The organism is Alkaliphilus hydrothermalis (assembly GCF_016908555.1).
In the GTDB taxonomy this organism is placed as follows: domain Bacteria; phylum Bacillota; class Clostridia; order Peptostreptococcales; family Natronincolaceae; genus Alkaliphilus; species Alkaliphilus hydrothermalis.
On the sequence record NZ_JAFBEE010000006.1, the window covers coordinates 1 to 13,688 of the forward strand.

Annotated in this window: 9 protein-coding genes, 2 rRNA genes and 1 other annotated feature; of the genes, 10 read left to right on the forward strand and 1 reads right to left on the reverse strand. The window is 35.3% G+C overall.

Features of this window, described 5'->3' with window-relative positions; translation table 11 throughout:
- From JOC73_RS05850 to JOC73_RS05885, 8 genes are all read left to right on the forward strand, one after another.
- A 23S ribosomal RNA gene (locus JOC73_RS05850) occupies positions 1–95 on the forward strand; the annotation flags it as partial.
- Between the two features lie 76 nt (positions 96–171).
- A 5S ribosomal RNA gene (gene rrf / locus JOC73_RS05855) occupies positions 172–288 on the forward strand.
- 703 nt (positions 289–991) lie between these two features.
- Positions 992–1,903 (forward strand): quinolinate synthase NadA, encoded by a 912-nt coding sequence (gene nadA, locus JOC73_RS05860; protein ID WP_204401123.1) that lies wholly within the window; start codon positions 992–994, stop codon positions 1,901–1,903.
- 11 nt (positions 1,904–1,914) lie between these two features.
- Positions 1,915–3,528 (forward strand): L-aspartate oxidase, encoded by a 1,614-nt coding sequence (nadB, locus tag JOC73_RS05865; protein ID WP_243427867.1) that lies wholly within the window; start codon positions 1,915–1,917, stop codon positions 3,526–3,528.
- Positions 3,522–4,355 (forward strand): carboxylating nicotinate-nucleotide diphosphorylase, encoded by an 834-nt coding sequence (gene nadC / locus JOC73_RS05870; protein WP_204401125.1) that lies wholly within the window; start codon positions 3,522–3,524, stop codon positions 4,353–4,355. Before nadB ends, nadC begins: the two co-directional genes overlap by 7 nt.
- A gap of 387 nt (positions 4,356–4,742) precedes the next feature.
- A complete protein-coding gene (locus JOC73_RS05875) occupies positions 4,743–5,270 on the forward strand; it encodes a transcription repressor NadR (protein ID WP_334297438.1) in 528 nt (175 codons plus the stop codon).
- A gap of 447 nt (positions 5,271–5,717) precedes the next feature.
- Positions 5,718–6,764, forward strand: a complete 1,047-nt coding sequence (locus JOC73_RS05880) for a PTS transporter subunit IIC (RefSeq protein WP_204401128.1) — start codon at positions 5,718–5,720, stop codon at positions 6,762–6,764.
- An 82-nt stretch (positions 6,765–6,846) separates the two neighbouring features.
- Complete coding sequence (locus tag JOC73_RS05885; protein WP_204401130.1) at positions 6,847–9,612, forward strand: UPF0182 family membrane protein; 2,766 nt, start codon at positions 6,847–6,849, stop codon at positions 9,610–9,612.
- Positions 9,613–9,776: 164 nt separating this feature from the next.
- Here the strand turns inward: JOC73_RS05885 and JOC73_RS05890 are convergent, their stop codons facing one another.
- The gene (locus tag JOC73_RS05890) at positions 9,777–9,971 is read right to left on the reverse strand and encodes a hypothetical protein (protein ID WP_204401132.1); all 195 of its coding nucleotides are present in this window, start codon (positions 9,969–9,971) and stop codon (positions 9,777–9,779) included.
- A gap of 194 nt (positions 9,972–10,165) precedes the next feature.
- Positions 10,166–10,401, forward strand: a binding site (T-box leader).
- An 80-nt stretch (positions 10,402–10,481) separates the two neighbouring features.
- On the opposite strand from JOC73_RS05890, the gene serS reads away from it, so the two are divergent.
- Both serS and JOC73_RS05900 read left to right on the forward strand, forming a co-directional pair.
- A complete protein-coding gene (gene serS / locus JOC73_RS05895; protein WP_204401134.1) occupies positions 10,482–11,753 on the forward strand; it encodes a serine--tRNA ligase in 1,272 nt (423 codons plus the stop codon).
- A gap of 349 nt (positions 11,754–12,102) precedes the next feature.
- Positions 12,103–13,662, forward strand: coding sequence for a M1 family metallopeptidase (locus JOC73_RS05900; protein ID WP_204401136.1), 1,560 nt, complete (start codon positions 12,103–12,105; stop codon positions 13,660–13,662).
- The last annotated feature ends 26 nt before the right edge of the window (positions 13,663–13,688 follow it).

The following is a 13,688-nucleotide window of genomic DNA, read 5'->3' on the forward strand; positions in this document are numbered from 1 at the left end:
AAGACCCCAGATAGACCATCTGGTTGATAGGTCGGAGGTGTAAGTGCAGTAATGTACTGAGCTGACCGATACTAATAGGTCGAGGGCTTGACCAATTTTTAAACAGCTAGCTTAAAAATGTGTGGTTTTGAAGGAACTAACCTTCAATCAAACTTAATGGTTTGTAATTTATGCCGTGACAATAGCGAAGAGGTCACACCTGTTCCCATCCCGAACACAGTAGTTAAGCTCTTCTGCGCTGATGGTACTTGGAGGGCAGCCTCCTGGGAGAGTAGGACGTCGCGGTATTTTTTTATGTTAAACTACCTATATATGAATGGGTAGTTTTTTAATTTTCATGATGTCTGATCCGTTTTAGACATCTTTATTCAATTTTATATTTTTAGATTAACCAGATAATATTGAAAGGCTTAAGGAGAAAAGTTCCCTAAGTCTTTTTTTATTACCAAAATTAGATTAAATAAATACATTACACTTCATACTTTGAATGAGAAGATATGTTTATATACAAAGGTATCTCAATGGTAATTGTTTAGAGAGTTTAGGAAGATTGATGGTAGCATTTTTAACTGTAAGTGCGGTAGAGAAAAGTATTAAATGTAATGTAAATATATGAAATCATAAGGCAAACCAGATATAATTGCGGGGATAAATATAGGGGATATGTGGATAAACAACGAATAAATTATCAAAACTCATAAAGATATATACAGCATGCTAATTAGTTTAAGAAGATAACTCTTTGAATGAAGGTTATTAAGTAATCCTGATCAAAATTAATAAGCTGAAATACATATAGGGGAAGGCATATATATTGACTCTACATTAGTTATCCAAAAGATTAAATATAAATAATACTTAATAAAATTAAGATTTTGATAAATCTTAGATCTTTTTCTAACTTGATTAAAAACACCTAATATGATAGTATCGTTATATTGTCAGATGACAAGACACTTGTAAAATCACTTTTTAACTGGAGGAATACGTTATGGAAAATTTAAAAATGATAGAGGAAATACAGAGACTCAAGAAAAAGAAGAACGCAGTTATATTAGCCCATAATTATCAAATACCAGAAATTCAAGAAGTAGCGGATCTAGTAGGGGATTCATTAAAGTTAAGTCAAGTAGCAGCTGAGACAGACGCAGATATCATTATTTTAAGCGGTGTTAGATTTATGGCAGAAAGTGCAAAAATTTTATCACCAAATAAAAAAGTACTCCTACCTGCCTATGATGCTGGATGTCCAATGGCAGATATGATTGATGTAGATAAACTAAGGGCATTTAAGGAGGAACATCCAGGCGCACCTGTAGTATGTTATGTAAATTCCTCAGCAGAAGTAAAGGCAGAGAGTGATATATGTTGCACATCATCAAATGCTATTAAAATCATAAAAAGCATCCCATCTAAGAAGATATTATTTGTTCCAGATATGAATTTAGGGAGCTATATCGCTAAACAAGTACCAGAAAAAGAGATTGTCCTGTTTAAGGGATTCTGCATCACACACCACAGAGTAAAACCAACAGAAGTAGACCAAGTAAGGGAAGCATATCCAAAAGCAAAAGTATTAATTCATCCAGAGGCTGCGCCTGAAGTAGTGGAGAAGGCAGATTTTGTTGGAAGCACTTCTCAAATTATCAATTATGCAAAAGAATCTAATTGCGATACCTTTATCATTGGTACTGAGATGGGTGTTATGCATAAATTACAAAAGGATAACCCAACCAAGAAGTTTTATCTCCTATCTCCAGGGTTAGTTTGCAACAATATGAAAAAAAATCGTTTAGTAGATGTTTACGAAGCTTTACTTGAAGAAAAACATGAGATTACAGTAGATGAAAATATAAGAGAAAAGGCATTGGGATCGTTAGAAAAAATGCTTAGAATCAGCTAGGAGGAAATGTCATGGGGCAACGATACATCATGTCTACCAGCAAAGACTTTATGATTGAGGAAGACTACGATGTGATTATTTTGGGAACAGGGATCGCAGGATTATTTACTGCGTTAAATATTGATCATAGATTTAGGGTGTTGCTAGTAACTAAGACAACTATGGGAATTAATAATAGTAGCTTGGCCCAAGGGGGGATAGCTACGTCTAAAGATGCTAAAATACATTATGAGGATACAATTCATGCAGGAGTCAATCATAATAATAAGGAAGCTGTTGAAATCCTAACTACTGAGTCGGAAGAAGCTATAGAAAAATTGATGGGATATGGAGTTAATTTTGATCGAGATGAAAAAGGCAACCTTCTTTACACTCGGGAAGGTGGACATAAGCAACAAAATATACTTCATGTAAAAGATGAGACAGGGAAAGAAATTTCAAATACACTAGTTAAAGCAGTAATGAGTAGGGAAAACATAGTTATTAAAGAAGACACATTTATTCTTGATGTACTAACTAGTCAAGAAGCTGTAAAAGGTGTAATGGCATTGAATCCTAATGGTGAATATAGTGTGTTTACCGGTAAAGCAGTAATTATTGTAACTGGCGGAGTGGGTCAACTATATGGTAAAACCACAAATGAAAAGGTAACTACTGCTGATGGTATTGCTATGGCATATAGGGCTGGGGCTAAAGTTAAAGATATGGAGTTTATTCAATTCCATCCAACTGCATTTTATGAACCTAATTCTCAACAGAGATTCTTAATTTCTGAAGCTGTTAGAGGAGAGGGGGCTATTTTGAGGAATGTAGACGGTGAAGCCTTCATGGAAAAATATCATGAGATGAAGGACTTAGCACCTAGAGATATTGTTGCCAGGGCCTTATTTAAAGAAATGACAAAATCCAATAGTGACCACGTATATCTAGATATAACCCATCTAGAGAAGGATTATGTAAAGAATCGTTTCCCTATGATTTACAGTAAGTGTATGAGCTTGGGCATTGATATGACAAAAGATTGGATTCCTGTTGCACCTGCTGAACATTATATAATGGGAGGGATCTCTACAGATTTGTATGGTAGAACAAATATTAAAAATCTATATGCATGTGGAGAGTGTGCTTGTACAGGGGTTCATGGAGCTAATCGATTAGCCAGCAACTCATTGTTAGAGGGTACTGTTTTTGCAAATCGAGTAGCGAGAGATATTAATATGAACTTAGTTGATTCCTTTGATGGACCATCCCATATAGGGAATGGTATGGAAACGGTAGATAGTTATACTAAACTATCTATAAAAACTAATAAAAACCAGAGTAAGATTAAACATCAGTCTATTTATCTAAATTTAAGTCAAATAGAAAAACAACTAAAAGAAACGATGAACGAGTATGTTTCGATTGTTAGAACAAAATCTGGGTTGATGGCAGCCCATATTATTACTTATAGGATTTTAGAAGAATTAAGTAAGAATTCTCAAGACAATATTCGGTATTATGAATTAATAAATATGGTAACAGTAGCACGGTTAATCATCAAAGCTGCTTATCGACGGGAAGCAAGCTTAGGAGCCCATTTTTTAAATGAAGAGATGGAAAATAAGGAGGGGATCGTATGTTAAATAAATTAATGATAAAAAGAATGATAGAGGAAGCACTAATTGAAGATATGAATTATGGGGATATCACAACCGATAGCCTTTTAGATGAGTCGATTATGGGTGAAGCTATTATTACTGCTAAAGAGACGGGTGTAATCGCAGGATTACCTGTGGCAGAAGCTACGTTTAAAATATTAGATGAAAAGATTGAATTTATAGCTATTGTGTCTGATGGGAATAACGTCTCAAAAGGAGATGATATTGCTATCATTAAAGGGAGTCTAAAAAATATTATCAAGGCTGAACGTACTGCTTTAAATCTATTACAGAGGATGTCTGGAATAGCAACTAAAGCCCATAAGTATGCAGAAATCGTTAAGGATTATCCAGTCAGAATTGTAGACACTAGAAAAACAACTCCTGGCCTACGATCCTTAGAAAAATATGCTGTTAAAGTGGGAGGTTGCTCAAATCACCGTTATAACCTATCGGATGAAGTGATGATTAAGGATAACCATATTAAGGCGGTGGGGGGAATATCTGAAGCGCTAGAAAAGTGTAGAAAGGCTATACCTCATACGACAAAGATTGAGATAGAGGTGGAGACATTAGAGCAGTTAAAGGAAGCTATAGCAGGTGGGGCAGATATTGTATTACTAGACAATATGGACACAAATACTATGAAGGAAGCTGTAGAAATTAACCAAAGAAGAGTTATTTTAGAAGCTTCAGGAAATATTACAGAAGAACGACTAAAGGAGATAGCGGCCATAGGAATCGATGTAATTTCTGTAGGGGCATTAACTCATACTGTGAAGGCGATGGATATTAGTTTAAACTTAAAATAGTAATAGGAACAAGAATAGATATAAGTAGTCGAGTAATATTTCCTAGTATATATTTTAAGAAGATAAATAGTTAAAAGGCAAAATAACTTCCTGATTTTATTAAAACAGAGAAGAATAGTTTGCATTAGAGTTGTATGTACTTTATTATGGATGAGTGGATTATTATAGGATTGAGGGGAATATCGGTTTTGTGTAGTGTTGAATGTTCACAGATAGAAGTAGTATATATACAAATACGTGAAATTAATAAGATAATTTAAGTAAACATATTAATGAAATACATTAATAAAATACCTTAATAAAATACTAATTTTAATACAAGTGACTTGGTAAGATCAAAATTTATTAGTGTATATAAAGTTTATATATTTGATAGTTCTATAGGAGGTGAACAATTTGAACGCAGAAGATCGTAGAAGTAGCATTATACAAATACTTCAGGAAAAGAACAAGCCAGTTAAGGGAACGGAACTAGCTAATCAATTGGGTGTATCAAGGCAAGTGATTGTACAAGACGTCGCTCTATTGAGGGCACAAGGCTCCCAAATAATGGCCACCCCTCAGGGGTATGTTATGCTAAAGAATGATAAAACCAAATTAATGAAAACAATCGTATCTAAGCACCATTCATATTCGGATATGAATGATGAATTACAAATCATGATAGACTATGGCGCTAGAGTAATAGATGTGGTAGTGGAGCATCCCCTATATGGAGAGATTAGAAGCATCCTAGATATTAGCTATAAAAAGGAACTAGATGATTTTATGGAAAAAATACGTACGGAAAAGGCTGAACCTTTAGCCACTTTAACGGATGGAGTTCATATTCATACAATAGAGGTTCCAAATGAAGAAAGTTACAATAAAATTAGAAAAGTACTTCTAGAAAAAGGATTCTTGATTGAAGACTAATCATATGCTTTCACGTGTAATAGGTACAAAACACAGATTCAATTCTTGTGGTGATGATTACTTTATGAAATGGGGAAATTTAATAATACTACAACAGTGAATTAGCAGTAGAATTTATACAAAAATAAAAACCGAGTACTCTTATGTCTATTGGCATTTCCGTAATGGTATAGGAATAAGTTCGTTAGAAACTTCCATATCTAATTAGATCATATTTAAAATAAATTTAGTATTATAGCTTCTAATGAAGAGAACTGATACGAAATTATAGATTTCGGACATCTGTTTTAAAATACGAAGTTTTTATTGGCATTTATATAAATTTAATTATATAAATTGAAATTAATCATGGGTATATAATAGCTAGTCAATAGCTAGCTAAAAAAGATATTAACCATTTATAATTAGGTTGTTGATAATAAAACCAAGAAAGGGGTCTTAATCAAGATGCAGGAGAAACGATTTTCTCTAAGGGATTATATTACTAAAGCACTGAATGGAATGGCTTTAGGTTTGTTTTCATCATTAATCATAGGACTGATCTTAAAGCAAATTGGAGACAATTTTAATATCGAGTTTTTAGTTCGTTTTGGTAGTATTGCTCAAGTCCTAATGGGACCAGCAATAGGAGCAGGGGTAGCCTATGCAATCGGGGCACCATCTTTAGCTATATTTGCCTCTATAGTAACTGGAGCTATAGGAGCTGGTACATTTCCTCCAGTAGAAACAGGTGGGTTTTTGGTCAAGTTGCCTGGCGAACCAGTTGGCGCATTCGTAGCAGCTTTAGTTGGTGCAGAAATCGGAAAACTGATTGCAGGAAAAACTAAAGTTGATATTGTGTTAATCCCAGCAGCTACTATTTTAGTAGGGGGACTTGCAGGGAACTATGTAGCACCAGTGGTATCAGCATTAATGTCTGGATTGGGTCAAATTATCAATCAAATTACACAGCAGCATCCGATTCCTATGGGAATACTGCTATCAGTAATCATGGGAATCATCTTAACTTTACCAATAAGTAGTGCGGCCTTAGCAATCTCTCTGGGCTTGAGTGGATTAGCGGCTGGAGCCTCAGTAGTTGGTTGTGCAGCTCAAATGGTGGGCTTTGCTGTGGCCAGCTACAGGGAAAATGGATTTGGTGGCTTAATTGCTCAAGGACTGGGAACCAGTATGTTACAAGTACCTAACATTATCAAGAATCCCCGCATATGGATTCCACCAATCGTAGCCAGCGCACTATTAGGACCGTTGGCAACAACCATCTTCCAGATGGAGAATAACAGTATCGGTGCTGGAATGGGAACAAGTGGTTTAGTAGGACAGGTGGGAACCTACACACAGATGGTGACTGTCAACGGAGACCCAGCCATTACAGTCTTAATTAAGATGATTTTATTACACTTTGTTTTACCAGCTATATTGACACTGTTTGTTTCAGAATATATGAGAAAAAGAGGCTGGATTAAATTCGGTGATATGAAATTAAATCAATAGTTTGTAATATAGGACTTCTGATAGTATAATAGGATACAATCGGGGGTTCTTTTTTAGTTTTAAAATACGAGGAGGGAAATAGATGAAAAAAAGAAGTAAAGTTTTATTAGGAACGGCCCTAACAGTCTTTTTTATGTTCTTTTTATTCTTTGATCAGATTATCACCTTAGTCACCGACTACCAATGGTTTAATGAATTAGGTTATGAGGAAGTCATGGTTAAACGGCTTATGACTCAAGTACAGCTTGCAGGCCCCATCTTTCTTGTATCAAGTTTATTTTTCTATTTATACTTTCAATCATTAAAAAGAGGCTATTACAAAAAAATTCAGTCCTATCATATGGGATTACCTGAAAAATTCTTAAATAGAATTATTCTACTCCCATCACTTTTCTTAGGATTTATCTTATCCTCTTCAGTTGCAGGAAGGTTATGGTTTGACTTTTTAATTTTCCGAAGTAGCCAATCCTTCAACTTCACTGATCCGATATTCAACAAAGACATATCCTTTTACATGTTTCAATTACCAGTATTGAGACAGGTTTTAGGAATATCTACTGGTCTAATCTTTTTGCTACTTATATTAACCTTCATATTCTATATCATCATGTTCATTGTCAGAAGACCAACCTTATATGAAGTAGATGGTAGGTTTGTTGTAGGGCATGAATTTTGGAAAAGTGTATTTCATATGGCATTAAAGCAGTTGATGGTGGTAGGAGTTGTATTCTTTATTGTATTAACGATCCAGTACTACCTTAGAGCTTATAATGTATTATATAATCAAGGGGTAGACCGTGGCGTTATATTTGGAGCTAGTTACACCGATATAATGGTAGACCTAAAAGTACTAAGGGTGCAAATGATTGCCTCTGGGCTAGCGGCTATTGGTCTAATAGTTGCTTACTTTAGAAAAAATGTTAAATTAGCTGTAGCAGGGCCTATTGCCCTTGTTGTAATAAGTCTAGTAGGTGGTGTTATTGGCGCATCAGTAGAAAACTTCCTAGTAGCCCCTAATCAAAGGGCAAAGCAATTACCCTTTATAGAGGACAATATTGCCTATACCCGCAAAGCCTATGGGTTAGAAAATGTCACTACAAAGGACTTTGATATTAAGGAGGATCACTTAACTGCCGAGGACATTCAGAACAATAGAGAAACCATCGACAATATTCGTATCAATGATTATCGTCCTACATTAGAAGCCTATAACAATATACAAGCTATAAGATCTTATTACCGCTTCAATGATGTAGATATAGATCGGTATTATATAAACGGAAAATACACACAGGTTTTCTTATCAGGAAGAGAGCTAGACATTAATCGATTAAACCCAAATGCACAAAATTGGATTAATCAGCATTTAAAGTATACCCATGGCTATGGAGTGACATTGTCCCCAGTAAATAAGGTCACTAGTAATGGCTTACCTAGTTTAGCGATTAAAAATATACCTCCAATTAGTGATATTGATATAGAAATTACTCGTCCAGAAATCTATTTTGGAGAAATTACAAATCAATATATTATCGTGAAGACAGAGGAAAAGGAGTTCGATTATCCTGTAGGAAATGACAATGCAGAGACCATATATGAGGGAGAGGCAGGGATTTCTTTAAAGGGGATTAATAAACTACTGTATAGCTATAAACAGGGAACAATTAAGTTACTTTTATCAGGTGGGATAACAGCCGATAGTCGAATTGTTCTAAATAGAAATATTCTAGAGCGGGTTGAAAAAATAGCCCCCTTCATAGAATATGACGAGGACCCTTATTTAGTAATTCATGAAGGTAAACTCTACTGGATGATTGATGGGTATACCCTATCCAGTGATTACCCTTATTCTACTCCTTTTAGGAAGGATGGAGTGAATTATATACGTAACTCGGTAAAGGTAGTGATTGATGCCTATAATGGTGATGTTGATTACTATATATCCGATGCCACTGATCCAATTATCAATACCTATGCCAATGTTTTCCCCAAGCTTTTTAAACCTTTAGAGGAAATGCCCGAAGGACTAAAGGGGCACATAAGGTATCCCCAGGATTTATTTGATTTACAATCTAGAGTATTTGCAATGTATCATATGACCAATCCTAATGTATTCTATAATCAAGAGGACCTCTGGTATTTAGCTAAAGAAAAATATTACGAAGAAGAACAGACTGTAGAGTCTCAATATATGATTATGAAGCTTCTAGAGGAAAGTCAAGGAGAATATGTGTTGACAATACCCTATACTCCAAAGGATTTACCAAACTTGACAGCCCTATTGGTGGCTAGAAATGATGGGGAGCATTACGGGGAGCTGATGGTGTATAAACTACCAAAGGAAAGGAATATATATGGGCCAGCCCAGATCGAATCTAGAATAGACCAAGATACTGTAATTTCTCAAGATTTATCCCTATGGGGAGAAGGTGGTTCGGGCGTTATTAGAGGAAATCTGTTGGTAATACCAATAGAAGACTCCCTATTATATGTTGAGCCCCTATATATTGAAGCATCTGGAGACAATAGTATACCAGAGGTGAAGAAGGTAATTGTAGCCTACCAAGACCAAATCGTAATGGAGGACACATTAGACTTAGCCTTAGAAAGAATTTTCGGTGGGAAAGGGGATGTTCAGGTTCCACCAGAAATAGGAGATGGTTTAGGGGAGGATTTAGAAATCTCTGAATCCTTACAAGAAATTATTCAAAAAGCTACTGATGTATTTGAGAAAGCTAAGGTAGCTTCCCAAAAGGGAGACTGGGCAACCTATGGTAAATATTTAGAAGAGTTGGAAGGGTTGCTGAATAAATTAAATAATGAGAGTAGTAGTCAAATAGAAGAGTAAAGAAAGGATAATAAAGGAAATATAAGAGGTAAACAGGAGTTAAAAATTAAACCAAAGACAAAAAAAGCCTATTGAAGTATCTTCTTCAGTGGGCTTTTTTACGTAGGGCTAGAATATTGGCTACAGGGTTATACATTAATTACTTAAGTTATAGGTTTATTAATTTATTTTCCAACACGATTTTGCTTGATTTCTTCTAAGGTCAAGTTATCTAAATAATAGGACTTACGGGCAAATTCTTGTCTTGTAATGATATTCTTTTCGATTAACAACTCTATTATTGTGGCGATTGCCAAAGTATTGCGGTAATCAGTATCCTTTAATTTACTAAGCTGTGCAATGATATCTATTTCCTTCATATTAATCCCCCTCCCTAAATCATATTTTAATTATTGACCCCAGAAAAGCTTTTATACCACTTCATATCTAAATTTATAAGAATATTATAAAAAACATACATAAAAATAATATAAAGTGGGAAAAGTAATTTTACGCTTGAACAATGGTAATAATTATGTTAAAATACAGTTTAATTAAAAGAATTTCAAATAAATAATAGGCGTTGAAGAGAAGTAGTAAATAGATAGCTTTTTTAGAGAGTCGATGGTGGGTGGAAATCGATAAAGCGAACTGTTGAATCCGTCTCGGAGCTAATGACTGAACATATATGAGAAATCATGAAGTAGGAAATTCGGAGGGCAGCCGTTATCATGTCGAGAGGTGGATTAATATTTTTATAATATAGTCAACTAGGGTGGCAACGCGGAATTTTATAGCTCCGTCCCTTATTATAGGGACAGGAGCTTTTTTGATGGAAAAAATGGAAAAAATGAAAAACAATATATAATATTGATCGAGGAGGTAATAAGATGTTAGATATTAAAAGAATAAGAGCAGACTTTGACAACATTAAAGCAGCAATGGGCAAAAGGGGAGAAAAAGATTTTAGTTTGGAGGAAGTCATTCGACTGGATGACGAGAGAAAAGGCCTTCTACAACAAGTGGAACAAATGAAGAATGAGCAAAACACAGTTTCTAAGGAAATACCAAAGTTGAAAAAAGAAGGTAAAGATGTCTCTGAAATAATGGCAAAAATGAAGGAATTATCAGGTACGATTAAGTCAATAGATGGTGAAGTAAAGGAAGTAGAAGAAAAGATTCATGAGCTAATGTTGAGGATTCCTAATGTACCCCATCCAGATGTACCACAAGGGGATACAGATGATGACAATGTAGAAATCCGCAAGTGGGGAGAGCCTAGACAATTTAACTTTGAAGTTAAACCCCATTGGGATCTTGGAATGGACTTAGGTATCTTAGATTTTGAAAGAGCATCAAAGGTAACAGGTTCTCGTTTTACTATTTATAAAGGATTAGGGGCTAGACTTGAGCGTACTTTAATCAACTTCATGCTGGACCTACATACAGTGGAGCATGGATATACAGAAATCTTACCTCCATACATGGTAAATAGGGACAGTATGACGGGGACAGGTCAATTACCAAAGTTTGAAGATGATGCGTTTAAAATTCCTCAAAAAGACTTCTTCCTAGTGCCAACAGCCGAAGTACCAGTTACAAATATCTTTAGAGATGATATTTTAGAGGAAGCACAACTACCGATCCACTATGTAGCCTATACTCCCTGCTTCCGTTCTGAGGCAGGTTCAGCTGGTAGAGATACTAGAGGTCTAATCAGACAACATCAATTCAACAAGGTGGAGCTAGTGAAGTTTGTAAAGCCAGTGGATTCTTATGATGAATTAGTAAAGCTTGTTGCCAATGCTGAAAAGGTATTACAGTTATTAGAACTGCCTTATAGAGTTGTCAAAATCTGCACAGGAGATCTTGGTTTTCAAGCGGCCTTCAAATATGACATTGAGGTATGGATGCCAAGCTACAATAAATATGTTGAGATATCTTCTTGTAGTAACTTTGAAGACTTCCAATCAAGAAGAGCTAACATCCGATTCCGTCCTGAGACGAAGGGTAAGGTGGAGTTTGTTCATACAGTAAATGGTTCTGGTTTGGCGGTAGGTAGAACTTTAGCTGCAATACTAGAAAACTATCAAAATGAAGATGGAAGCGTAACATTGCCAACAGCAATCAAAGATTTGATGAGGGTGGATGCGATTAAATAAGATAGTTGAGTAAGGTAGTTAACATGTTTAATAGAAAATTAAGGTTAGATATTCAATAAATATAAATACCATAAACAATGTGGATATCAAGTGAAATACCCCCTATTAGTAGTTGATTTAAGGGCTACTATTAGTGGGGTATTTTTTGTTAAGTTGTTATAATTATCAGTACAAACTGTTCACATGGAACTGAGCAAATGAGCAATGGGAGGGAGGGTTAGGAAACAAGAGCTTTGGTACAGCAGCCAGAAGTCATAGACTTTTCCCAAAAGGATTAATTACATTATAATTTATTGGATTTGCTATGGTTAGATTTGCAATGTTAGAAGAATACTAAAAGCAGGTGATCATGAAAAAAAAGCAAAAAGGTGGGATTAGATTGTGCAAAAAACATTTTATTAGAAGTATTATCATAATTGTGTTGTCCGTTGTGCTAGTAGGATGTTCGGTAGGAAATCTAGGGAATCAAAATAGAAATAGAGAAGAATTGGGTGCGTTACAGAAGGACACCCTGTTGATAGATGTCGAAAGTACCCCAATAGATATGGGGTCACTAAATCAGTACAAAATTGAAGCAGAATTGAATACAAATATCCATCAATTAATTGCAAAGCAGTCTGTAAGCTATGTTAATAATACTCAAGAAGAACTGAAGGAAATCTATTTTAATCTATATCCAAATGCCTTTAAGGACAAGGATACTGCACCAATTCTGTTCGACCAGACCAGACATGCCTCAAAATATGAAGCAGGGTACATAGAGTTAAACAATCTAAAGGTGAATGATGAAAAAAATAATTATGAAATCTCTGGTATAGGGGAAACCCTGTTAAAAATTCCTTTAGAGGAGCCGTTACAACCACATAAAGTCGTAGATATTTATATGGAATATACGATTCAGGTCCCTAATGTAAAAGAACGATTTGGTGTATGGGAAGGGGTCTATAACTTTGGAAATTGGTATCCTGTAGCAGCTGTATATGACCATAGGGGGTGGAATCTCGAACCCTACTATTCGATAGGAGACCCTTTTTATAGTGAAGTTGGAAATTATGACGTAACCCTCATATTGCCAGAGAAAATGGAGTTAGCTGCATCTGGAAACATAACCAGCCATATGACTAGAAAAAATAAAAGAATTTGGAAAATAGAGTCTAAGCTCATGAGGGACTTTGCTTGGTGCAGCAGTGAAGATTTTGAAGTAGAGGAGGTTATGGTGGGGGATACAGTTGTCAAAATGTATTACTTAACCAATGACCCTCAAGTAAGAGAAAAGGCTAAGGAGTATGCAGTTAACTCCCTAAAGACCTTTAACGAAGTTTATCAGCCCTATCCCTATGGTTATTACTCAGTTGTAGAGACAAACTTCCCTAGCGGCATGGAATACCCTGGCTTGGTATACGTGGGCCGACAACACTATGATAAAAATAGACTGGATTCTTTAGAATTGATTATTGTACACGAAACCGCCCATCAATGGTGGTATGGGGTGGTGGGGAATGATCAAGTGAATGAGGCATGGTTGGATGAAAGCTTGACCACTTACTCAGAGCTAGCCTATTATCGAAATGTGTATGATGAAGAAAAGGGAATACAACATCATCAAAGGAGAAATCAAAGTCAATATGAAGTAGTTAAGGAAGGATTCTCCGATAAACGAATACTAAGACCCTTGTCAGAGTTTGATGGGTGGTCTGATTATGGAACATTAGTATATAGTCATGGAGCTAATATGCTGTATCATTTAGAGGAACAGTACGGTGAAGATAAATTGTATGAAATTTTAAAGACATACTATCATGAAAATCAATTTAAAGTGGCTACATCAGAGGACTTTATTAGAATTACTGAAGAAATTTTAAGTAAGGATCAAGAAATATTTTTTGGCAAGTGGTTATTGGGACAATAAAATTTGACTATAATATTTACTAGATA